Below are 21,456 nucleotides of genomic sequence, written 5' to 3' on the forward strand. Positions count from 1 at the left end.
AGCTAAAATTTTAAGAAACTGCTCGGGGTACCAGCTTAGGAGCCCCGGTAATCAATCAAACCTCAGTACATTGATGGGCGGCAGGTGGTTGGAGAGACACTGCCAATGGTCGCCCTGGTCTTCACTCACCCAAAGATTACCGGTTGTTGAACCGAACGCCAGCAGCTTGCCACTGCTGTCCACATCCAGTGCGTGGCGGTACACCAGGTCATAGGCCGGCGGGTTGGGCAAACCCGCACTTAATACCTCGAAGCTGGCGCCGCCGTCCCGTGTGCGGGTGACCACTAGTCGGTCGTCCACCGGCACCCGTCGTTCATCTTTGATCGCCGGTACAAACCAGGCAGTGGCGGGATCCTTGGGGTGAACGGCTACCGCAAAGCCAAATGTCGATGGCCCGGCACTGTTGATCTCCTGCCAGTTGTGGCCGCCGTCGGTGGAGCGAAAAATACCGTTGTGATGTTGAATCCACAGATGTTGTGGCGCGGCCGCGCAGCAGACCATGCGGTGGGGGTCCTGGGAGACGGGGTCGTAGGCCTGTTCCGGCGGCAGAAAGGCAGCGCGCAGGCCCTGGCCGGTCTGGGTCCAGTTGTCGCCACCGTCTGTGGTCTCCCAAACACCGCCGCAGGATACCGCCAGGCGCAGGGTGTTGCTGGCCTGGGGGTGTACGCAGATAGAGTGAATGCCCGGTTGATCGTAACCGCCGCCAAACCAGTTCTGCCGCTCCGGCCGCTGCCACAGTGACTCAACCAGGGTCCAGCTGGCGCCACTGTCGGTGGACTTGAACAGGCCGCCGGGAATGGTGCCGGCCCAGAGCAGCCCGGGCTGGTCGGCGCCACCGGGAACCAGCTCCCACAGCTGTTGCAGTGACGGGCCGTCGGCGCCCTCTGCCTGGGGAAATTGCGGTGCCGCGATTTCAGTCCACTGGCTCGCAGCGGCAGCCCGGCGGTGCAACTTGACGCCAAAATGGCCGAGATTGAGGGCGGCGTATTGATCCCCGCTGCGCCAATCTTGCAGCAGCATGGTGACCGGATCCCCTAAAAATTCCGCCTCGCCGGCCTGCTGCCATTGGCCGTCCGCCTGGCGTTGGAATGCGAACAAGCCTTTGCGTGTACCCACTCTCAGTGTTGCGCCCATTGCTGCTTCTCCCTGTTATAGCCTGGATGTCCAACTGTGAAAGATTGCCCTTAGCCGCCCGATAAAGCCTGCAAAACGTAGACATCGGAGTCCGGCCGCAGTGGATCGCTGAGCTGCTCGCGGTCCTGCAGCAGGCGGCCATCGATAAATACAGCGATGTTCTTGCGCAGTTGCTGTTGGTCGTCGAAGATGTATCCGGCCAGGCGCTGGTTGTGGGCAAAGACGGACTGCAGGGCAGTGCCCAGGGTGCTCGCCTCAACCTCCCGGGTGGGACAATCGACGTAGCGTTGCAGGTGACTGGTGAAATGAATGCGGGCCATAGTCGGCGACCTCGCTGCTGGGCAACTGCGGTCAGGATACTACTCTGCGGCTACTGTTGTCTCGCTGTCTTTGTCCGCAAGCATTGGTGTTAGCCATAACCTGGATAATGGGCTGGATATTGGGGCTGCGTCAGTGCCTAACTGGGGTTAGACTAGGGCCAAGGCAGGTTGGACGTCGGGCCGCGGGCCGGGCGCGCAAAACCATGCCGTAGGGAGCAGGAAACTCAACCATGAAAAAACTGGAAAACGAAAAAGAGTTGGTAAAAAAGGCGCTGACCGTCGGTATGAACTACGCCGAAAAGCGCGGCGCTGCCAAGTTTGAAGCCACCGATTCGGCCAATGACCGGCTGCTCTATATCTATCGCTTGCTGGTGCACGACAAGCTGCTGCACCCGCTGCCGGAAGATCAGGTGTCACAAAAATCCATCCGCCACAAGCTGGCGATCTGGGCATCGAAGCTGGAGTCCTGAGGGGCTAGCGTTCGGCCAGATAGCGCTCGTAGTCCGGCGCCATCCTGCTGCTGGACCCGGCAAACAGTGATGAGGTGACGATCAGGTCGGCGGTGCTCTGGTTGCAGGCCACCGGGATGTTCCAGACCGCGGCCAGGCGCAGCAGGGCCTTGACGTCGGGGTCGTGAGGCTGGGCGGCGAGCGGGTCCCAAAAGAAAATCAGGATGTCGATTTTGCCCTCGGTAATCAGTGCGCCGATCTGCTGGTCACCACCCAGCGGACCGCTGATCAGCTTGTTGATTGGCAGGCCGGTCTCCGCTTCGATGAGTTTGCCGGTGGTGCCGGTGGCGTAAAACTTGTGTGGTTGCAACTGCTGCAAGTGTTGCTTGCACCAGCCGAGCAAGTCCGCTTTCTTGTGGTCGTGGGCGACCAGGGCCAGGGTTTTGGTGGCGGGTACAGTGATCGATTTGTAATGCATAAGAATGGCTGCAATGGTTTCCAGGTTATTGTGGTTCGGAGGCGGTCTGGTAGCGACGCACCAGCAGGCCAAGGCGCTTGAATTCGGCCAGTGCCTGTTGCTTGTCTTGCTGGTTGAGGAAATAGCCTAGCACGATATGGTGGTGGTGGTCATAAATGCTCAATTCGGCGGCGTCCAGCGGGTTTTCGGGCTCCGCCAGGGAGAGCCGGGTCTGGTCCCGTTGTAACTGCCAGCTCTGGTCGGGGCAGCGGCAGCCGCACTGCACTAGAATAATCTCCGCGGAACAGATCACCACCTGGCGCTGATAGGTGGCCTGGCAGACACGGTAGATAAAGTAAGCCGCCAGCCCGGCTTCGAGACCGGCAAACGGCAGGATTACCCAGGCCCCGACAAAGGCCCAGAAAACCCCGATCGCCAGGGTGGTACCGCACAGCAAAAACAGGAACAGTCGCGTCTCGGCCCAGCTGGCGGAGCGGTTGGGCAGCAGCGTGATAATGGTATTGTTATTCTGCCGGGCGGTGACAACCATAGTGAAACCCCTTGCACATATAGCCAGTATACGCCGCAATGGGAGATTTGGTAGACGTTCGGATGCCCTGTCACCGGGCTGCAGCAGATCATGGTTTGCGCGGGAGAACTGATACCGGTGCGGCGGCTGAAGACTTTTCCGGGGCGAAGAAACGGGTATGATGCATCTGGATTTTTAACTGAAGCGGGTGTGGGCTATTTATGTCGTCTGACACGTATTCACTGGCGCAGCGCGTGGGGCAGGAATTGCTGCAGCGAGGCTGGCGCATTGGCACTGCCGAGTCCTGCACTGGCGGCCTGTTGGCCGCGGCAATTACCGATGTGCCGGGCAGTTCCAACTGGTTTGATGAAGGGCTGGTTACCTACGCCAACAGCAGCAAGCAGCGTCTGCTGGGGGTGTCGGCCGCGGACCTGGAACAGTATGGGGCCGTCAGCCAGTCGGTGGTGGAGGCAATGGTAGCCGGGGTGCTGGCCCGCGGAGCCGATGTGGCCGTCGCCACAAGTGGCGTCGCCGGCCCCGATGGCGGCACGGCCGATAAACCGGTGGGCACGGTCTGGTTTGCCTGGGCACTGCCGGGCAAGGTGCTGACCGTCCGGCAACAGTTGCCCGGTGATCGCCAGGCGGTGCGCCAGCAGGCCACGGTGGTGGCACTGGAGAAGCTACTGGCGTTGCTGCAGGAAGGTGGCCCTGACGCACCGGGACAAAAGTATTAATCTGCCTGCAGTAACCAACCTGCCTGCGGTTTTAGCCGTTATCCGGGCTTGATCGTCACTGCAAGGGTTTGAAATACTGGCGTGGCAAGCAGTTGCAGAGTGGCAGTAAAATCACTGTATAAAAAAATAGTACTGGTTGCTTGTACAGTAAAAAGAATTATGCTTCAATGCAGCCAAGTTTTCCTGAATGTGTCTGCCTGGATCGTCGCTTCGAAACGGAGTTAATGGATTTGCTCTGAAGTTGGTTTAATAGAGCTGGTTTAATAACTGCTTTAATAGCTGGTTTAATAGAGCTGATTTAATAGATTTATAGCGTGCGTTATGCGCGAGATCGAAGGCCGAACTGCAAGACTGAACGTTCAGCGAGTCATCAATTGATACAAGGGGTTAGTCATGGATCAAAACAAAGAAAAGGCCTTGCAGGCAGCACTGAGTCAAATCGAGCGCCAGTTCGGCAAGGGCACGGTGATGCGCATGGGCGACAAAGAGCGTGAGCGCATCCCCTCAATTTCTACCGGCTCGCTGGGCCTGGATATAGCCCTCGGTATCGGCGGTTTGCCCCGCGGCCGTATTGTTGAGATCTATGGTCCGGAATCTTCCGGTAAAACAACCCTGACCCTGCAGGTCATTGCCGAGGCCCAGAAAAAGGGCGGCACCTGTGCCTTTATCGATGCAGAACACGCGCTGGACCCTATCTACGCCGAGAAACTGGGAGTGAATGTGGATGACCTGATCGTCTCCCAGCCCGACACCGGTGAGCAGGCCCTGGAAGTGACCGATATGCTGGTGCGTTCCGGCGCGGTAGACGTGCTGGTGGTGGACTCCGTGGCAGCGCTGACCCCAAAGGCGGAAATTGAAGGCGAGATGGGCGATCATCACGTGGGCCTGCAGGCGCGTTTGATGTCCCAGGCGCTGCGCAAGATCACCGGCAATATCAAGAACGCCAACTGCCTGGTCATCTTTATTAACCAGATTCGTATGAAGATCGGCGTTATGTTCGGCAGCCCTGAAACCACCACCGGTGGTAATGCCCTGAAATTCTACGCTTCGGTACGCATGGATATCCGGCGCATCGGCTCGGTAAAAGAAGGCGACGAAGTGGTGGGCTCTGAGACCCGGGTCAAGGTGGTTAAAAACAAGGTGGCACCGCCATTTACCCAGGCCGAGTTCCAGATTCTCTACGGCGGTGGTACCAATCGCCTGGGCGAAGTCATTGATTTCGGTGTCAAGCTGGGCTTGATCGACAAGGCCGGTGCCTGGTACAGCTACCAGGGTGACAAGATCGGCCAGGGCAAGGCTAACGTGACCAAGTACCTGCTGGAAAACCCGGAGATTGCGGAAACCATAGAAGGCAAGATTCGGGCGGAGTTGCTGCCGGAACCGGTCAAGGTTGACAAGAAGGCTGCAGCGCTCGAAGTGGTGGAGTAAGCCACCGGGCCGCCAGCGTCAGGGAGTAGACAGCTAATGGAGCCGTATGAACCAGCAGGCGCAAGCCTGCAACAAGTATCGTCCCAACTTTCGGATAGACAGCTCTCAAAAAGACATCTATCAGATAGCCAGCTGTCGGATGAGCAGCCTTTGAATAGCAAGCAGCTGCGCTGTTACGCCATGGACCTGCTGGCCCGCCGCGAACACTCGCGGCGGGAGTTGCAAACCAAACTGACACGGCGCTATCCCGACGCCTTCGATCTTATTGAGGAGGTTCTGCAAGGCCTCTGCAGTGACAATTTGCAATCGGATCAGCGCTTTACCGAAGCCTATATCGCCATGCGCAAGCGCAAGGGTTACGGACCCGGGCGCATACGCAAGGAGTTACAGGATAAGGGCGTAGAGCGGGATCTTATCGCCACCGAGCTGGGGCGGCCGGAGCACGACTGGTACGCCCAGGCCTATGACGTCTGGCGGAAAAAATTCCAGGGTGCGCGTGGGGCTGCGGTTCACAGGGCTGAATCACTCAGGGCTGGGGCCGAAAGCAGTTCTGCCGGGCCGCCGATGGACGACTTTGGCGCCGCCGAGCATGACAGCTTCAAGGCTGCCATCAAACTGAAAGCCAAGCAAGTGCGCTTCCTGCAGTACCGCGGGTTTTCCCAGGATCAAATCCAGGCGGCGCTGGACGACGGCTAGCGCGATCGCGCAGCGTTCTTCTATCTCGCAAGGCTCTAATCCCGCTGCAGGGCGTTCTTCTTATCTGGCGCTGCGGCTACCTTCTTATCTGGCGCTGCCCATCTTCTTATCTAACGCCTATCCGTGTTACCCTTTTCTCCTTTCTAACCAATTCTCAATCCTATTGCGGAGCAAAAGCCAGCTGTGTGTAATCCGTTGCGCCTGCGACTGATCGTCGCGTTTCTTTTTTTGTTTGGTTCGCCGCTGCTTTGGGCTGAAGTGTCCGCGCCGGTTATTCAAGGGCAGTGGCAGCAGGGGGCCATTCTGCTGGGGCAGGTGCCGCCCGGTTATCAGCTAGGTTTTCTCGGCAAAAAAGTCACTGTTAGCGCCGACGGGGCCTTCGTAATCGGCCTCGATCGAGACTTTCCCACTAATGCCCGCTTGCGCGTAACGGCGCCGGGCGGCGAGGTGGCGGAATTCAATTACCCGGTGGCGCAGCGCGAATACAAAATTCAGCGGGTCAACGGAGTGCCGGCGCAAACGGTCAATCCGGCCCCTGAGCATCTGGCTCGCATTCGCAAGGAGGCGGCTCTGGTGCGTGAGGCGCGAGCACCCATCAGCGATCGCCAGGATTTCCGGTTGGCGTTCCAGTGGCCATTATTGGGTCCCATCAGCGGTGTGTACGGTAGCCAGCGCTATTACAATGGCGAGCCGCGCCGGCCACACTACGGTGTCGATGTGGCCGCGCCTGTGGGTACCCGTATTGTGGCTCCGGTCAGCGGCAAGGTGGTGCTGGCCCACGACGACATGTTTTTCTCCGGCGGCACCCTGATTGTCGATCACGGTCACGGTCTGTCGTCGACGTTTATGCACCTGAGTAAGATCCTGGTGACCAAGGGCGAGCTGATCGAGCAGGGGCAGGAGATCGCCGAAGTCGGGGCGACCGGCAGGGTGACCGGCCCGCACCTGGATTGGCGCATGAACTGGCTCGACCAGCGGGTTGATCCGCAACTGATTGTGCCGCCCATGGCCGATCTGCTTTCCGAGCGGGCCGAGTAGGGGGATAATTCACCGGGCCAGAATGCCATTGCGGTTGGTTTGGCCCGGTGATCTCAATAATTTACCATTCAGGTTTAAAATTCAGGTTAATGCTATGTTGGATAAGAAGTTGCTCAGTATTTTGGTTTGTCCGGTCAGCAAGGGTCCGCTGGAATACAATCGTGAAAACAAGGAATTGATCTGCTGGGAGAGTGGGTTGGCGTACCCTATTCGGGACGATATTCCGGTCATGCTGGAGAGCGAGGCACGCCCGTTAACGGAAGATGAAAAGGATGCCCACCGGGCCAAGGTTCGGGCGCAGGGTTAGGGCAGGATTAGGAGTCAGGTTATGTCTGCAGAAACACTATTCACCCGGATCATCAACGGCGAAATACCCGCCGAGAAGATCTACGAAGATGATAACTGCATCTGTATCAAGGATATCGCCCCCAAGGCCCCGATACATGTGTTGCTGATTCCGCGCAAGGCGATTCCGCGCCTGGCCGATGCCACAGCGGAGGACAAGGCACTGCTCGGCCAGCTTATGTTGACGGCGGGGGATATCGCCCGTCAGTTGGGTGTGGACGACGCCTTTCGCCTGATTGTGAATAATGGCGAGGCTGCCGGGCAGACCGTATTCCATTTACACCTGCATATCCTTGCCGGCAAAGGCTATTCGGAAGCGAACCTGGGCTTTTAAACGGGGTTGGCTGCCCCCTGTGGCAAATATTGCGCCGCAGTACTCGGTGTTTTGCTTTTCTTCTTATATACTTGTGCGCTTTTCGGTGAGCGGCATGGCTGCTTGCCACTTGCCCAGTTTTCGGATCGAGACCTATGAAAAGCGCAGAAATTCGCGACGCATTTTTAAATTTTTTTCAGAGTAAGGGCCACCAGGTGGTCGCCAGCAGCTCGCTGGTGCCTGGCAATGACCCGACCCTGCTGTTTACCAATGCCGGCATGGTGCAGTTCAAGGATGTTTTTCTCGGCGACGATGTCCGCAGCTACAAGCGCGCCACCAGCTCCCAGCGCTGTGTGCGTGCCGGCGGCAAGCACAACGACCTGGAGAACGTGGGCTACACCGCGCGCCATCACACCTTTTTTGAAATGCTGGGCAATTTCAGCTTTGGCGACTACTTCAAGCAGGATGCCATCCTGTTTGCGTGGGAATTCCTCACCTCCCCTGAGTGGCTCAATATCCCCGCCGAAAAGCTCACCGTTACTGTCTACCAGGAAGATGATGAGGCCTACTCCATCTGGCACGACCAGGTTGGGGTGCCCGCCGAGCGCATTATCCGCATCGGCGACCAGGGCGAGCGCTACAAGTCAGACAACTTCTGGGCGATGGGGGATACCGGTCCCTGCGGTCCCTGCACCGAAATATTTTACGACCACGGCGCGGATATCTGGGGCGGGCCGCCCGGCTCGCCGGAGGAGGACGGCGACCGCTTTATTGAAATCTGGAACGTGGTCTTTATGCAGTTCAATCGCAGCGCCGATGGCCAAATGGCGCCGCTGCCCAAGCCCTCGGTAGATACCGGCATGGGACTGGAGCGGATCGCGGCAGTGATGCAGAACGTGCATTCCAATTACGAGATCGACCTGTTCCAGGCGCTGTTAAAGGATGCCGCTGCCAAAACCGGCACGGCGGACCTGGAAAACAAATCCCTGCGGGTCATCGCCGACCATATTCGCTCCTGCACCTTCCTGGTGGTAGACGGGGTGTTGCCCTCCAATGAGGGGCGGGGCTATGTCCTGCGCCGTATTATTCGACGCGCCATTCGTCACGGTCACAAGCTGGGCCAGAAGCAGGCGTTTTTTCACCAATTGGTGGCCGGCCTGGTGGAGCAAATGGGCGCGGCGTACCCGGAGCTGGTGAAGCAGCAAGCCCAGGTGGAAAAGGTGCTGCTGGCCGAAGAGCAGCAATTTGAAAAGACCCTCGACAAGGGTATGTCGGTGCTCGAGGCAGCACTGGATGAGATGCAGGGCGACGTGGTGCCGGGGGAAGTGGTTTTTACCCTCTATGACACCTACGGTTTTCCCCTCGACCTGACCGCGGATATTGCCCGCGAGCGCAATCTGGGGGTCGATGAGGCCGGTTATGAAAAAGCCATGGAGCAGCAGCGGGCCAGGGCTCGCGCCGCCGGCTCCTTCAAGATGGATTATTCCGCCGGGCTCAAGCTGGACGGCAAGACCGACTTTACCGGCTACAGCCAGTTGGCGGGCGAGGGTAAGGTAGTGGCGCTGCTCAAGGACGGCGCCGAGGTGGATCAATTGAACGAGGGCGAAGAGGGTGTCGTGATCCTCGACCAGACCCCGTTTTACGCCGAGTCCGGTGGCCAGGTGGGGGATTGCGGTTACCTGAGTGGGCCGTCGGCGCGGTTTGAAGTACGCGATTGCAGCAAGGAGAGTGACAATCACCTGCACCAGGGTGTGGTGCTGAGCGGCGTGGTGCGCAAGTCCGATAAGCTGCAGGCAGAAGTCGATAGCCAGGTGCGCAAGGCTACCGCGCTCAACCACTCGGCCACCCACCTGTTGCACGCCGTGCTCAGGAATACCCTGGGTGAACACGTTACCCAGAAAGGTTCGCTGGTGGATTCCGAGCGGTTGCGTTTTGACTTCTCCCATTTCGAGGCGCTGCAGCCGGAGCAGATCAAGGCCATAGAGTTGCAAGTCAACCGGCTGATCCTCGGTAACAGCGAAGTTAAGACAGAATTGTGTGATATGGACGCGGCCAAGGCCAAGGGTGCCATGGCGCTGTTTGGCGAAAAATACGGTGCCGAAGTGCGGGTTCTGTCCATGGGTGAAAGCTACTCGGTGGAGTTGTGCGGCGGTACTCACGTCGCCCGCACTGGCGATATTGGCCTGTTCCGGATTGTGTCTGAATCCGGTGTGGCTGCCGGTGTGCGCCGGATCGAGGCGGTGACGGGTGAAAATGCCCTGCGCCTGGTGGATCGCAACGACGCCGTTCTGCAAAACGTGGCCCAGTTGGTGAAAGGGCGTCCGGATACCCTGGTGGATAAAGTTGGCCAGTTGGTGGGCCAGGCGCGACAGCTGGAGAAAGAAGTGTTGCAGCTGAAAGCCAGATTGGCCGCCGCCGCCAGCGGCGATTTGCTGTCCTCTGCAATTGAGGTTAAAGGTATCAAGGTGCTGGCCGTTGAACTGGAGGGTGCCGACCCGAAATCCCTGCGCGACAGCGTCGACCAGCTGAAAAACAAGTTGGGTACCTGCGCGGTCCTGTTGGCCGCGGTGGAAGGGGATAAAATATCGCTGGTGGCGGGAGTTTCCAAAGACGCCACCGATCGCCTCAAGGCCGGTGCGCTGATGCAATTCGTGGCGCCGAAGCTGGGCGGCAAAGGGGGTGGCCGGCCGGATATGGCCCAGGGTGGTGGCACCGATGTCGCTAGTTTGGCGGCGGTTTTGGAGTCGGTGCCGGGCTGGGTCGAAGCGCAGCTGGGCTAGTGGGCTATAATTCCGCCATTGTGGTGAAAAAAATCACGTAAATGTGTCGATAATGTTAACTTTTGTGCCAGTTTGGTGTTTAATGTCGGCCCAAAATCGCACATGCATCTGTTAGGGCTTACAGGTTACCAATGAGCTTATTTGTACAGAAATACGGTGGTACCTCGGTCGGTAGCATCGAGAGAATCGAAGCGGTGGCCGCCAAGGTTGCCGCCTTCCGCGAAGCCGGCCACGACATCGTTGTCGCGGTCTCGGCCATGAGTGGTGAGACCAACCGTTTGATCGCCCTGGCCCAGGAGATTCAGGACAATCCGGATCCCCGTGAGATGGATGTGCTGGTATCTACCGGTGAGCAGGTCACTATTGCCCTGCTGAGCATGGCATTAAAAAAGCGCGGTCATGAAGCGCGCTCCTATACCGGGTCACAGGTGCGCATCCTGACTGACCAGTCACATACCAAGGCCCGTATCCTGGATATTGATGTCGCCCGGATGCGTGCCGATCTCGATGCAGGTCGAGTGGTGGTAGTAGCCGGTTTCCAGGGTGTTGACGAAGAGGGTAATATCACTACTCTTGGTCGGGGTGGCTCGGATACTACCGGTGTGGCACTGGCCGCTGCACTGAAGGCCGATGAGTGCCAGATATATACCGATGTGGACGGCGTCTATACCACCGATCCGCGTATCTGCTCGGGCGCGCGCCGGCTGGAGAAGATTACTTTTGAGGAAATGCTGGAAATGGCCAGCCAGGGCTCGAAAGTGTTGCAGATTCGCTCGGTGGAATTTGCCGGCAAATACAACGTGCCGTTAAGAGTGTTGCACAGTTTCCAGGACGGCCCCGGGACATTGATTACCCTCGATGAGGATTACACTGATATGGAACAACCCCTAATATCTGGTATCGCCTTTAACCGGGATGAAGCCAAAGTCACCGTAGCCGGCGTTCCGGACACCCCCGGTGTTGCCGCGAAAATTCTGGCGCCTATTGGTGCGGCCAATATTGAAATCGATGTTATTGTGCAGAACGTCGCGGCAGATGCCACCACTGACATGACCTTTACCGTTCATCGCAACGATATGGAAAAGGCCAAAAAGGTGCTGGAGAAGGTCGCCAGGGAAATCGGCGCTCGTGAAGTGCTCACTGACGACAAAATCGCCAAGGTCTCTATTGTCGGCGTAGGTATGCGTTCCCACGCAGGTGTGGCATCAAAAATGTTCACCGCTTTGGCGGAAGACAATATCAATATTCAAATGATTACCACCAGTGAAATTAAAATTGCGGTAATCATTGAAGAGCGTTATCTGGAGCTGGCGGTACGCAGCTTGCACAAAGCGTTTGGCCTGGACAAGGTCTAAAACAAACCGGGGCCGGGGCTACATTGATAGCGCCGGTCTATTAAACAGCGCAACGAATATTGATCAGGTTCAGTAACTACGACGCTATCCTGGTGTCTATGTTGTTGAAGGGATGCTCCAAGGAGATATAAAAATGTTAATCTTAACTCGTCGCATAGGTGAGACCCTGATGGTCGGGGATGATGTCACGGTAACCGTGCTGGGTGTCAAGGGCAACCAGGTGCGCATAGGCGTCAATGCCCCCAAAGAAATAGCGGTGCACCGGGAAGAAATTTACCAGCGCATTCAGCGGGAAAAGGACGACGACGAAGAGACCAAATAACAAAGTCTCCAAACTCTCATCTTTATCGCGATTCCAGGCAATTTATTTTTATCCAAGTCTTTGATTATCAGAAGAATATGGTATTATGCCGCTCCGTTACCGAAGGGCATTTAAAGTCCTGAGCAAGCTGGTAACAACCGGGAGAAGTGGCCGAGTGGCTGAAGGCGTGCCCCTGCTAAGGGTATATATCTTAACGGGTATCGAGGGTTCGAATCCCTCCTTCTCCGCCATATAGCGAAAAGGGTCTACCTGCGAGGGTAGGCCCTTTTTTCGTTGTGCGCCAAACATGGCGCGTAGCGCCGACTCTACCCCATTTCGGGCCATGCCAAGAGCGTTCGTCAAGCAGTAACCTCAGATATCCGCGCAACAGTTGATTAATAGTAGAGAGTAAAAAAGTAAAAGCGGGCGCTTCTTCCACCTACACCCACCCGTCATTGACACTCGAGTAGCGGGGTCTACTATTAACCATAGCTCCAGATTCCATAAAAACTAATAAAGGAATGACCGCTATGCCAAGTCAATATCGAGTCTTGCGTGTTTTTCTATTATTCATTGTTACTGCATTGATGGGGCAGAAAGTTGTCGCCCAATATTGCGTCGACAACGTTGTGCTTGTGCATGGCAACGGATCTTCACCGTCAAGTTGGGATAATACTGTCGACAAGTTGTTGTGGAGCGGCTACCAGCAAGCACAAATTTTCGCGCCAGCCTGGGGCGTGTCCAATCCGGCGATCAATAATCACTACGGCCGGGAAGAGGTGCCAGTGCGGGAGGCAATCGTTGCTGCGATCGAAAGTTCTTGCACCGGTAAAATCGACATTATCGCCCATTCCATGGGCGTGACCCTCGCTGCTCAGCAGGTGATAAAGCTTGGCGCTGACGATCTGGTGGAGAGCTTTGTGGGTATCGCCGGGGCTTACCGGGGCGTTTGGACTTGCGGGGTATACCCCTTTAACGTGTGGACTTCTACCTGCGGCAAGTGGGGTTCTTCCATCGGCAGTCCGTTCCTGCAATGGCTGTACGGTAAGCCCATAGCGCAGCGGGTGTTCAGCATGAAAAGCTGGATCGACCAGGTTGTCTGTGCCTGGGGCACCTGCATGGTCAATGGCAGGCACACCAGCCAGATTGAGGGTGAACAAGACAGCTACACCTACTACTACGGTCACTTTGGATTGCAGAAATACACCGCGGATGACCAACTGATGCTGATTTACTGAGGTGCAAACCAGCAACTTGATCGCCTTGGTGCATTGAGTTTGTGCGGATAACAGTCCAGCGCCAGTAGCAATGGTAAACACCCCCGGCGAGGCCGGGGGGATATTACGGGAGCTGAGCCAGTTGACTGTCGATTTCGGCAGCCGTTGGTCTCAACTGCGCCAGGCCTCTGTCTCGCCGCCGCTGCCCCAGGTAATAGATAATGGGTGCGGCGATAAACACCGACGAACTGGTGCCAATAACAATGCCAAACAGCATCGGCAGCGCGAAGCTGGAAACCGCCATGCCCCCGGCAATTGCCATCGGCAGTAGCGCCAGGAACGAGGTAAAGGACGTAAACAGTGTGCGCGACAGGGTCGCGGTGATGCTGTCGTTGAGCAGTTCCAGCAGGGGTTGCTCGGGGGTTGCACGCAGGTTCTCCCGGATGCGGTCGAACACCACCACCTTGTCGTTGATCGAATAGCCGATCAATGCCAGCAATGCCGCCACTGCGGTGAGATTGAATTCGACGCCGGCGAGCACAAAGAAGCCGATGGTCTTGGTCAGGTCCAGGGCAATGGTAAGGGCGGCGGCCAGGGCAAAATGGGTCTCAAAGCGGATCCACAGGTAAGCCACCAGGCCAGCGGCCGCCAGCAGCAGCGCCAGTATGGTGTCGTCACTGAATTGACCGCTGACTTTAGGGCCCACCAGGTCAACCCGTTCAAATTGTGCCTGCGGCGACAATTGCAACACCGCTAGCTTGACCGTTTGCAGCACCGTGCCCGAGGCTACGTCCTGGTTGCCCTGTTCGCCGGACGCAACCGGAACGCGCAGCAAATACTCGTCGCTGCCACCGAACTCCTGCAGCGCGATGTCCGCCAGGCCCTGCTGTGCCAGTCCGGTTCGCAAGGCCTCGAGGGACACGCCTGGCGCCCTGACTTCTGCGACTACGCCACCGCTGAAATCGACGCCATATTGCAGCCCCGGTTGGATAAACAGCGCAATCGAGGCGAGCGACAGCAGCGCCGATACCCCCAGCCCGATGACCCGCCCGCGCATGACGTTGAGAGGCTGGTGCCAGAGTGCGTCGAGCCAGCGTGGCCGGGCAAGGCGCAAGGGCTTCTGCTCGCCGCGGCCGCGCTGTTGCACCCGCCACTCCATAATCAGGCGAGTGACCGCAACCGCCGTAAACAGCGAGGTCAGGAGTCCGATGCCGATGGTGACGGCAAAGCCGCGCACGGGACCACTGCCAAACAGGAACAACAGGCTGACGGTAATCAGGGTGGTGGCGTTGGCGTCGAGAATGGTGCCGTAGGCGCGACTGAAGCCCTCCTGCACCGCCAGGCGCGCCGATCGGCCCCGGCGCAGTTCCTCGCGAATGCGCTCGTTGATAAGAATATTGGCGTCGACCGCCATGCCCAGGGTGAGGATGATGCCGGCGATTCCCGGCAAGGTCAGTGTGGCGCCGAGCAGGCTCAGTACGCCAAACACCAGGGTCACGTTGATGGCCAGCCCGAAGCAGGCGATTAAACCCCAGCTACCATAGGCTGCCACCATAAAGGCCAGTACCAGCAGCGCACCCAGCACACCGGTGACAAGGCCCATTTGGATCGAGTCGTTGCCGAGATCCGGTCCCACGGTGCGTTCTTCAATTACTTGCAGTTTTGCCGGCAGGGCGCCGGCACGCAGCAACAGTGCCAGGTTGCTCGCTTCAGATACACTGAACGCACCGCTGATCTCGCCGCTGCCACCGCCAATCACGCTGCGAATGACCGGCGCCGTAATGACGCGGCCGTCGAGCACCACCGCCAGCGGACGACCTATATTATTGCGCGTCATCTCGGCAAACTGGCGGGCACCGGCAGTGTCGAGCCGAAACGTAACCACCGGCTCACCGGTTTGTTGTTGAAAGGCAAGCTGGGCATCGTGAATGTGGGTGCCGCTGAGTGCCACCCGTTGCTCCAGGCGAAAGGTCTCGCCGAGGTCATCTTTGCGTACCATGGCAGGCCCAGCGGCGCGGTGCTGGGCGGAGACAACCCAGTGAAAGGTCATCTGCGCTGTAGTGCCGAGAATCTTGCGGATCGCCTGTGGATCCTCAACGCCCGGCAGTTGCACCAGGATGCCATCGCCACCCTGGCGGCTGATACTCGGTTCCACCAGCCCGGTTTCATTGAGGCGCTTGCGCAATACCTCGAGGCTGCGCTCGATGGCGTCGTCTGCCAGCGACTGTCGGGCATGGTCCTGCAGTTCGAGGCGCAACTCGGTACCCTGCTGTCGCAGCCGGTACTGGCTCGGGCTATCCCCGGTCTTCAGGGTTTGCCGTACAACCCCGGCTGCGGCGTCTGTGGTACTGGCAGCGCGCGTACTGAAACGTATGTCCGCCGCAGCCACTTGCGCTGGGCTGTGGGCCAAGCCAGCGCTGCGCAGGGCCTGGCTGATGTTGTCGGCAATCTGCTCATTGTGGGCGCTGAACAGTGCATCGCGATCGATTTCCAGCAGCAGGTGGGAACCACCGCGTAAATCCAGGCCGAGGCTAAACTGACTGTTGCTGTACCAGCCGGGCAGGGCCGCCGACATCGACGCAGGTAAAAAGCTGGGCAGTGCGCAGAGCACGCCCAGCACAACGACCAGGCTGTAGACCACAGCCCGGGACTTGAATGATTTCATGGCTAATCCTCTGCCGCCCGTACCCGCAGCCAGGGAGCGGCTAATTGATCCTAAAATGTGTTTGTAGAGTTACAGGATCAGGCGAGGGGTGGGGCGCGGGCCGGTGGCAGCCGGTAATGGCGCGCCAGCAGAGTTGCCGCTGTTGGCAGTGCCTGCAGTGGCGAAGTGGCGACCAGCGCGACGGGCAGCTGCGGCGCTGCGCCGAGCGCGTCTGGCGACGAAGGTTCGGAGGAATTATCGGCCCCGGGGTCTTGCTTTTGACCCGTCAACGCCGTGCGCAGGTGGTCGTAACCGCTGGCGAGACTGAGTCGCTCGCCCAGGGTTTGAGCCTGTGGCGCTGCCCCACTGGTGTGGGCCGACGACAGGGTCACCCCGTTCAGCACCACGCACAGCAGTAGCGCAAGCAGCTGCTGCCACGGCGCAATGGAGGCGCGCTGTGGTGCGGGGCTTAGCGGTCGGCTGTGAGCAAGGGGCATAGGAACCGTTATTGGGCAATGTGTTACTGCAGGAATAAGATGGGTTCGAATCCGAACCGGCGCCAGTTTATAGCGTTTACCGGGTACAGGCCACGGATTTTTTGACCTGTTGGTTGGCTCAACAGAAGGTGCAGAAGTGCTAAATCCTGGATCGTACTTTACTGCTCAACCCTATCACTCGATTGCCCACAAGCGTTTGTACAGCTTGTACAGCAGCCACCAGAACAGCAGTGGCAAAACCAGGGTTTTCAATAACATCAGCGCCATCAACTCGATCATTGTGCCAATTTTGTCTTCCGCCGCTTCCAGCGTGTTTTTCACATTGTCCGTTACCCGCTGTACAGCGCCCCCCAGCCCCACGTTCTTGTTGAACCAGTCCGAGATCGAACAGCTGCCGCCTTCAGCTTGGGTTTTGCGGCACTCAATTTCTTCGTTCAATGCGCTGCGCTGTTCTTCCAGGGATTCAATCCTGCTTAACCGTTGGTCGATGTCTTGTTGCAGGCTCGCCATTTTGCGTCGCGCACTGGCGATGGTTGGATTGTCGTCGCCAAAGACATTCAGTTTTTCCATCAGGCTGTATTTGTTGCGCTCTTGTTCGATGGATTCGGCATGGCCTTTTATTTGAGCGAGCCGTGCAGCAACCTCCGCGTTCAAGGCCAGAATGCGCGCGTTTATGGCATTGATTTCAGCCTGCAGTTGGTTGTTTTCCTCCTCGTTCAGGCGGTTTTTGTCCGCTTGTTTGATGGCGTCGGACGCCTGGCTAAGGTTGTCTTGCAAGCTTTGCAGTTGCCGTTGGTTGGCGCGGACTTGCTCGGCGAGGAACAGGTTGTCCACCAGGGTATTGCCGAGGATGATAAAGACGATGGAGGCGCGCAGAATAAGCAGGCTGAAAAACACCTTTTTACTCGTCTCTGAATACCGTTGCCATACAACCAGTGTGGCAACCGCGGCAGCGGCGGAAATGGTCAGCAAAATATTAAAGATGTTATTGCTGGTAATGTACAAGAGTATTTTTTGCAGTGCCAAAGAGCCCAGCGCGTAGGTCATGGCCGCTGAGAAGCGCTCGACAATATCGTTTAGCGGGTCGAGAATTTCAAAGGGTGAGGTGGTGGCAAAGACAATACTTATTTCGATTTCCTGCAACACGGAAATGGTGCCATTTAAAACCCGGGCAGTAGCGTAAATAATACCCGCCCCCAGCAGGGCGTCATCCACCATTTTTTCGGCTTGATGGTCCAGTACGCCGGACCAGAAGACAAATAAAGCGAGAATCACCAGTGCTACGAAACCGGCCTGACGTTGCTTGAGTGAAAACAGCCGGGCTTCGGCGGGGTGTTTGATCGCTGGCATGTCAGCTTTCCTGTCGGGCAATGAGATGAGTTTGGGGTAAGTGTGCTAAAGCGGTCGTTCACTTATTCTATCGCTATAACCTGGCGGAATAACGGGGTGGGGCTCTACCCCATGTTCCGGCCTGGGCATCAATATAACGGGTGTAGTTGATTCTACAGGTTTTGGCTCTAGTCCAGTGGTCGTAGTCGGGCATTTCTGCGGCATGCGCTATAATCTGGCAATAAATCGACAACCGGCAGGGATGTAGACGGTGGATTATTATGGCTATTTTCTTCCCTAACCTGTGGGTCGCAGTTGCGAGGGGGCGGTCTGGAGAACATTGCTCTTTATCGACATGATCCGGGCCATGCACAAGCTGCTGATTACCAGCTGCCGCAATGATTATCGTGCTGGGCAATTGCGCACTACCGCCAGGGCGCTGACGGGTTGATGTGACGGAAGTGCAGGCGCTATAGCCAGCTTCGCCCGGGGGCTACAGAGCACGTCACCTGACTAGGTTAGCCTCCGCTGGCGTCTGTAATTTTAGAAAACAGATTGATTACGGCCACTCCAGCCACGATCAGGCATATGCCCATAATGGCCGGCCAATCGAGTTTTTGCCCGAAAAATATATAACCTGCTAAGACTATCAGAGCGGTTCCGGCTCCAGCCCATACGGCGTAGGCGATACCCACCGGAATGGCTTTTAAGGAGATCGAGAGAAAATAGAATGATATGACATAGGAGACAATAACCACCGCAGATGGGACCAGTCGAGTTAAGCCTTCAGAGCTCTTTAGAAAAGAAGTGCCGATGACCTCTGTAACAATTGCAATGGACAGATAGAACCAATGTGACATGTGAGTTTCTCCATCGTATGGCTGGCCCCACACGCCATACGGCTCCGGGTTCTGGCATTTTAGATCAATGTTTGTTGCTATAGACGCCAAAGTGAATGTACATCTCCCGGGCCTTGCGGCCCTCGGCAACGTTAGCCGGAACCTGGTGTGACACCGGGTCCAGGCTGCGCAAGTAGGCGACGATAGCGCCGGCGTCAGCGTCCTTCAGCCGGGTGTAGGCGGGAAATGGCATAACCGCCAGGCCCCTGTTGCCGTGGCGGTCGACACCGTGGCGAATCATGTTCAGTAACTCGGTGTCACTCCATGCACCGATGCCGGTGTTAACGTCGGGAGTCAGGTTGGGCGCATATAATACGCCCGGGTTTTTTACCAGCAGGGGGTTGGAGTAGGCGATACCAACCCGGGAACCCGCCAGGCGGCGTGCGCTGTTGGGCATCCCGATAAGCGCGCCATCGGTATGGCAACTGCCACAGCCCAGTAATTCAACCAGGTATTTGCCTTGCTCGACCTGTGCCACAGGGTACGCCGCCAAAACCTTGTTGCCGGGTGCCGGCGCCTCCATGATCGTGGTGGGCGTGTGCGCTTTGAAATCTGCCAGTGGGTCGGGTGGGGTGGCACAGGATTGCAGTGCCAGAATGATTGCGGGGCACAAGAGTGGATGTAATAGTTTTATCTTTGTTTTCCACATCCGCGTGCACTCCATTATCTTTGAGTAACTCAATGATAATGATATCACTGGCTACTCTATACAAGTTGATTGACATCAAGAGGCGGTGCTGAATCCGGCTGCAGTGACAGCCACAGAGCCAATAGCCAGCGTCAAGCCGCGCTTTGTATTAGTCTGTTTATAATAAACCGTCCTAAACAGCTTGTTCTTTACTAACTTTTTGATCCTTGCCCTGGCACACTTTGGCAGTGTGGAGGTGGTATAGTGAAATCAGCCCCAAACTTTGAACAGTGACATAATAATCAAGGTGGGCATTATCAAGGAAGGACTGCAAGAACTGTGGATTGACGTGATATTAACCGCGGAGATTCAGGTGGTTGTCCTATGTACAGTTGTTCTATGTTCAGTTGCCCTACGTGGAATAGCCAGCAACTTAAAAGTATAGCTATTGCTGTCATCTTTCTTCTTGGCACGCTGCCAGCGCAGTCGGGTTTTGCCAAGGGGTTGGAGTCTGTCCCGAAGCAACTGCCGGTAGAGCCCCGGTTGGTCGACCCTCGGCAGATCGAGGATGTCGCACTGCTGGAGTTGGATCAAAACACCAAAGCCATCCTCGACAAGGCTCTGGGGCATGTCAAAGGTACTGAGACGCTGGCCAGGAGCCTGCACCTGTTTCTGTTTGGCAAGGGCTTTTACGATATCCGCTACAATTTTGCCGTCACCGGTTCAGCGCAACAGACATTCGATGCCGGTTACGGCAATTGCCTGTCCCTGGCCAGTCTCTATGTGGCATCTGCCCGTCACCTCGGGCTCGACGCACGCTTCCAAAGTGTTGAAGTGCCGCCGCAATGGTCGGACCTGGATGATTTTTATATGGTGGCGGGTCACCTCAATGTGATCGTCTGGCTGGGCCGCGGGCATGACAAATTGATTGTCGAATTCAGCAACGTTTATTCCGCTGCAAAAACCAGCCAGATGAAATCCGAAATCATTGCGGATGAGCGAGTTTTGGCAGAGTTTTACAGTAACCTGGCGATCGACAAGCTGCAGCAGCAGGCACTCGCGGAGGCCCGGGCTTACCTGCTGAAAGCCATCGACACCTACCCAAAAATTGATTTTGTCTGGTCGAACCTGGGTGTTGTCAACAAGAGGCTTGGCGATTTTGCTGCGGCCGAACAAGCCTACAAAACTGCATTGAAAGTCAATCGCAAACACATGTCCAGCCTGAACAATTTGTACGCGCTGTATTTACACCAGCAGCGTGACAAGGAAGCCGAAAAACTGGCCAAACGGGTCGAGCGTTACAGCCGCAAAAACCCTTACAACCTGGCCCGGTTGGCGCGGCTGGATATCGACAACGGCAACCTGGACCACGCCATCGGGTTGTACAAAAAAGCCATCAAAATAAAGGCAGATGAAGTGGATTTTTACCTGCAGTTGGCATCCCTGTATTACTCGCTGGGGGATTATGCCCGCAGCAGCGAGCAACTGCATCGGGCCACGGAGTTGGCCACCAATGCCGAGGAGTTGGCCCGCTATCAGGGCAAACTGGATTTCGTGCAGCAGGCCAGTTTGTAATGCACATCCGTTGTAGTGCTCACCGGGCCAGTTTGTAACCCTCGCCGTTTTAGTGCGCCCCGGCTTTGTATTTGAAGAACCGGCTAATCCAGTGCGCTATGCGTTCACCCTCGTTAACCGAGTCGTTACCCTCGAGCTGCTCCAGTGCAGCGTCGGCCAGGGCTTCAGGTATTACTGAGCGGCGACGCAAGGCAACCAGGGCCTTTTCATAGCTGTCGGAAAACTCCGGATGTGCCTGCAGCGAGATGGCCCAATTGCCGTAGGCGAGGCCCGCGTAGCGGCAGAAACTGGATGAGGCGATGGTCCTGCTGCCGGGTGGTGCTACCACAACCTGGTCCTGGTGCATGGCGTTGAGGGAGAAGTGTGTCGCCTGGAAGTCTGCAAGCATGGCGGGATCGTCAATGGTGTATTGCTGGGGGCCGACGGACCAGCCCTGGGCAAATTTTTCCACCTTGCCACCCATGGCGGCGGCGAGGATTTGATGACCAAAGCAAATCCCCACCACTTTCTTTTCCGCACTCTGGCACTGCTGCAGAAACTCTTGTAAGCGCAACATCCAGGGCAGGTTTTCATAGACGCCGTGTTTGGAGCCGGTAATTAACCAGCCGTCACAGGCGTCGATTGAATCGGGAAAGCGGTTTTCCCGCACCGGGTAGATGATAAAGTTCAGGCTGGAATCTGCGCCGCCCAGCAGGTCGACGAACATAGCGCCGTAGCCGCTGTACTGGTTGATCAATTCTGCTGGGGGAGTGCCGGTTTCCAGAATGCCAATGGTTAATGTCACTGTG

The 21,456-nt window shown here is 57.0% G+C and carries 22 protein-coding genes and 1 tRNA gene; 13 read left to right on the forward strand and 10 right to left on the reverse strand.

The window, feature by feature from the left end; translation table 11 throughout:
• Nucleotides 1-51: 51 nt before the first annotated feature.
• Nucleotides 52-1,134 (reverse strand): WD40/YVTN/BNR-like repeat-containing protein, encoded by a 1,083-nt coding sequence (locus tag G8764_RS13615; protein ID WP_166165198.1) that lies wholly within the window; start codon nt 1,132-1,134, stop codon nt 52-54.
• 50 nt (nt 1,135-1,184) lie between these two features.
• Entirely contained in the window at nt 1,185-1,454 is a 270-nt protein-coding gene (locus tag G8764_RS13620) for a MoaD/ThiS family protein (protein ID WP_166165199.1), read from the reverse strand.
• 230 nt (nt 1,455-1,684) lie between these two features.
• Here G8764_RS13620 and G8764_RS13625 point away from each other — a divergent pair, with 230 nt between their 5' ends.
• A complete protein-coding gene (locus G8764_RS13625; RefSeq protein WP_166165200.1) occupies nt 1,685-1,924 on the forward strand; it encodes a DUF5062 family protein in 240 nt (79 codons plus the stop codon).
• A 4-nt stretch (nt 1,925-1,928) separates the two neighbouring features.
• Here the strand turns inward: G8764_RS13625 and G8764_RS13630 are convergent, their stop codons facing one another.
• Together G8764_RS13630 and G8764_RS13635 are read right to left on the reverse strand one after the other, a co-directional pair.
• A complete protein-coding gene (locus tag G8764_RS13630) occupies nt 1,929-2,381 on the reverse strand; it encodes a methylglyoxal synthase (RefSeq protein ID WP_166165201.1) in 453 nt (150 codons plus the stop codon).
• 25 nt (nt 2,382-2,406) lie between these two features.
• Nucleotides 2,407-2,910, reverse strand: coding sequence for a DUF2244 domain-containing protein (locus tag G8764_RS13635; protein WP_166165202.1), 504 nt, complete (start codon nt 2,908-2,910; stop codon nt 2,407-2,409).
• A gap of 200 nt (nt 2,911-3,110) precedes the next feature.
• On the opposite strand from G8764_RS13635, the gene G8764_RS13640 reads away from it, so the two are divergent.
• The 11 genes from G8764_RS13640 to G8764_RS13690 all read left to right on the forward strand — a co-directional run bounded on the left by G8764_RS13640 (nt 3,111) and on the right by G8764_RS13690 (nt 13,117).
• Nucleotides 3,111-3,623 carry a CinA family protein gene (locus G8764_RS13640; protein WP_166165203.1) on the forward strand — a complete coding sequence of 171 codons (513 nt, stop codon included), beginning with the start codon at nt 3,111-3,113 and terminating at the stop codon, nt 3,621-3,623.
• A gap of 393 nt (nt 3,624-4,016) precedes the next feature.
• The gene (gene recA, locus G8764_RS13645) at nt 4,017-5,051 is read left to right on the forward strand and encodes a recombinase RecA (RefSeq protein ID WP_166165204.1); all 1,035 of its coding nucleotides are present in this window, start codon (nt 4,017-4,019) and stop codon (nt 5,049-5,051) included.
• A 150-nt stretch (nt 5,052-5,201) separates the two neighbouring features.
• Nucleotides 5,202-5,747 carry a regulatory protein RecX gene (locus tag G8764_RS13650; RefSeq protein WP_207951884.1) on the forward strand — a complete coding sequence of 182 codons (546 nt, stop codon included), beginning with the start codon at nt 5,202-5,204 and terminating at the stop codon, nt 5,745-5,747.
• 183 nt (nt 5,748-5,930) lie between these two features.
• On the forward strand, nt 5,931-6,785 hold the full coding sequence (locus tag G8764_RS13655) for a M23 family metallopeptidase (RefSeq protein ID WP_341806394.1): 855 nt from the start codon (nt 5,931-5,933) through the stop codon (nt 6,783-6,785).
• Between the two features lie 94 nt (nt 6,786-6,879).
• Entirely contained in the window at nt 6,880-7,092 is a 213-nt protein-coding gene (locus G8764_RS13660; RefSeq protein WP_207951885.1) for a Trm112 family protein, read from the forward strand.
• A 21-nt stretch (nt 7,093-7,113) separates the two neighbouring features.
• Nucleotides 7,114-7,464 (forward strand): histidine triad nucleotide-binding protein, encoded by a 351-nt coding sequence (locus G8764_RS13665; protein ID WP_166165206.1) that lies wholly within the window; start codon nt 7,114-7,116, stop codon nt 7,462-7,464.
• A gap of 134 nt (nt 7,465-7,598) precedes the next feature.
• The gene (alaS, locus tag G8764_RS13670) at nt 7,599-10,223 is read left to right on the forward strand and encodes an alanine--tRNA ligase (RefSeq protein ID WP_166165207.1); all 2,625 of its coding nucleotides are present in this window, start codon (nt 7,599-7,601) and stop codon (nt 10,221-10,223) included.
• 131 nt (nt 10,224-10,354) lie between these two features.
• Nucleotides 10,355-11,578 (forward strand): aspartate kinase, encoded by a 1,224-nt coding sequence (locus tag G8764_RS13675; protein ID WP_166165208.1) that lies wholly within the window; start codon nt 10,355-10,357, stop codon nt 11,576-11,578.
• Between the two features lie 133 nt (nt 11,579-11,711).
• Nucleotides 11,712-11,900 (forward strand): carbon storage regulator CsrA, encoded by a 189-nt coding sequence (gene csrA / locus G8764_RS13680; protein WP_166165209.1) that lies wholly within the window; start codon nt 11,712-11,714, stop codon nt 11,898-11,900.
• A 140-nt stretch (nt 11,901-12,040) separates the two neighbouring features.
• Nucleotides 12,041-12,130 (forward strand) — tRNA-Ser (locus tag G8764_RS13685).
• Nucleotides 12,131-12,409: 279 nt separating this feature from the next.
• The gene (locus tag G8764_RS13690; protein WP_207951886.1) at nt 12,410-13,117 is read left to right on the forward strand and encodes an alpha/beta fold hydrolase; all 708 of its coding nucleotides are present in this window, start codon (nt 12,410-12,412) and stop codon (nt 13,115-13,117) included.
• A gap of 103 nt (nt 13,118-13,220) precedes the next feature.
• Here G8764_RS13690 and secD read toward each other — a convergent pair whose 3' ends face one another.
• The 5 genes from secD to G8764_RS13715 all read right to left on the reverse strand — a co-directional run bounded on the left by secD (nt 13,221) and on the right by G8764_RS13715 (nt 19,114).
• The gene (secD, locus tag G8764_RS13695; protein WP_166165210.1) at nt 13,221-15,761 is read right to left on the reverse strand and encodes a protein translocase subunit SecD; all 2,541 of its coding nucleotides are present in this window, start codon (nt 15,759-15,761) and stop codon (nt 13,221-13,223) included.
• A 77-nt stretch (nt 15,762-15,838) separates the two neighbouring features.
• Nucleotides 15,839-16,237, reverse strand: coding sequence for a hypothetical protein (locus tag G8764_RS13700; protein ID WP_166165211.1), 399 nt, complete (start codon nt 16,235-16,237; stop codon nt 15,839-15,841).
• 174 nt (nt 16,238-16,411) lie between these two features.
• Entirely contained in the window at nt 16,412-17,587 is a 1,176-nt protein-coding gene (locus tag G8764_RS13705) for a hypothetical protein (protein WP_166165212.1), read from the reverse strand.
• 497 nt (nt 17,588-18,084) lie between these two features.
• Nucleotides 18,085-18,426, reverse strand: a complete 342-nt coding sequence (locus G8764_RS13710; RefSeq protein WP_166165213.1) for a DMT family transporter — start codon at nt 18,424-18,426, stop codon at nt 18,085-18,087.
• Nucleotides 18,427-18,490: 64 nt separating this feature from the next.
• Entirely contained in the window at nt 18,491-19,114 is a 624-nt protein-coding gene (locus tag G8764_RS13715; RefSeq protein ID WP_166165214.1) for a c-type cytochrome, read from the reverse strand.
• 522 nt (nt 19,115-19,636) lie between these two features.
• Here G8764_RS13715 and G8764_RS13720 point away from each other — a divergent pair.
• A complete protein-coding gene (locus G8764_RS13720; protein WP_166165215.1) occupies nt 19,637-20,668 on the forward strand; it encodes a tetratricopeptide repeat protein in 1,032 nt (343 codons plus the stop codon).
• Nucleotides 20,669-20,717: 49 nt separating this feature from the next.
• Here the strand turns inward: G8764_RS13720 and G8764_RS13725 are convergent, their stop codons facing one another.
• Nucleotides 20,718-21,452, reverse strand: coding sequence for a glutamine amidotransferase-related protein (locus tag G8764_RS13725; protein WP_166165216.1), 735 nt, complete (start codon nt 21,450-21,452; stop codon nt 20,718-20,720).
• Nucleotides 21,453-21,456: the final 4 nt, after the last annotated feature.

Origin of the sequence: Pseudomaricurvus alcaniphilus, assembly GCF_011440395.1 — a bacterium.
GTDB lineage: Bacteria > Pseudomonadota > Gammaproteobacteria > Pseudomonadales > Cellvibrionaceae > Pseudomaricurvus > Pseudomaricurvus alcaniphilus.

What these genes read in the sequence shown, in the direction of transcription:
- G8764_RS13615 (WP_166165198.1), bottom strand. Translation starts at nt 1,134, where the DNA reads ATGGGCGCAACACTGAGAGTGGGTACACGCAAAGGCTTGTTCGCATTC.
- G8764_RS13620 (WP_166165199.1), bottom strand. Translation starts at nt 1,454, where the DNA reads ATGGCCCGCATTCATTTCACCAGTCACCTGCAACGCTACGTCGATTGT.
- G8764_RS13625 (WP_166165200.1), top strand. Translation starts at nt 1,685, where the DNA reads ATGAAAAAACTGGAAAACGAAAAAGAGTTGGTAAAAAAGGCGCTGACC.
- G8764_RS13630 (WP_166165201.1), bottom strand. Translation starts at nt 2,381, where the DNA reads ATGCATTACAAATCGATCACTGTACCCGCCACCAAAACCCTGGCCCTG.
- G8764_RS13635 (WP_166165202.1), bottom strand. Translation starts at nt 2,910, where the DNA reads ATGGTTGTCACCGCCCGGCAGAATAACAATACCATTATCACGCTGCTG.
- G8764_RS13640 (WP_166165203.1), top strand. Translation starts at nt 3,111, where the DNA reads ATGTCGTCTGACACGTATTCACTGGCGCAGCGCGTGGGGCAGGAATTG.
- recA (WP_166165204.1), top strand. Translation starts at nt 4,017, where the DNA reads ATGGATCAAAACAAAGAAAAGGCCTTGCAGGCAGCACTGAGTCAAATC.
- G8764_RS13660 (WP_207951885.1), top strand. Translation starts at nt 6,880, where the DNA reads ATGTTGGATAAGAAGTTGCTCAGTATTTTGGTTTGTCCGGTCAGCAAG.
- G8764_RS13665 (WP_166165206.1), top strand. Translation starts at nt 7,114, where the DNA reads ATGTCTGCAGAAACACTATTCACCCGGATCATCAACGGCGAAATACCC.
- alaS (WP_166165207.1), top strand. Translation starts at nt 7,599, where the DNA reads ATGAAAAGCGCAGAAATTCGCGACGCATTTTTAAATTTTTTTCAGAGT.
- G8764_RS13675 (WP_166165208.1), top strand. Translation starts at nt 10,355, where the DNA reads ATGAGCTTATTTGTACAGAAATACGGTGGTACCTCGGTCGGTAGCATC.
- csrA (WP_166165209.1), top strand. Translation starts at nt 11,712, where the DNA reads ATGTTAATCTTAACTCGTCGCATAGGTGAGACCCTGATGGTCGGGGAT.
- G8764_RS13690 (WP_207951886.1), top strand. Translation starts at nt 12,410, where the DNA reads ATGCCAAGTCAATATCGAGTCTTGCGTGTTTTTCTATTATTCATTGTT.
- secD (WP_166165210.1), bottom strand. Translation starts at nt 15,761, where the DNA reads ATGAAATCATTCAAGTCCCGGGCTGTGGTCTACAGCCTGGTCGTTGTG.
- G8764_RS13700 (WP_166165211.1), bottom strand. Translation starts at nt 16,237, where the DNA reads ATGCCCCTTGCTCACAGCCGACCGCTAAGCCCCGCACCACAGCGCGCC.
- G8764_RS13705 (WP_166165212.1), bottom strand. Translation starts at nt 17,587, where the DNA reads ATGCCAGCGATCAAACACCCCGCCGAAGCCCGGCTGTTTTCACTCAAG.
- G8764_RS13710 (WP_166165213.1), bottom strand. Translation starts at nt 18,426, where the DNA reads ATGTCACATTGGTTCTATCTGTCCATTGCAATTGTTACAGAGGTCATC.
- G8764_RS13715 (WP_166165214.1), bottom strand. Translation starts at nt 19,114, where the DNA reads ATGTGGAAAACAAAGATAAAACTATTACATCCACTCTTGTGCCCCGCA.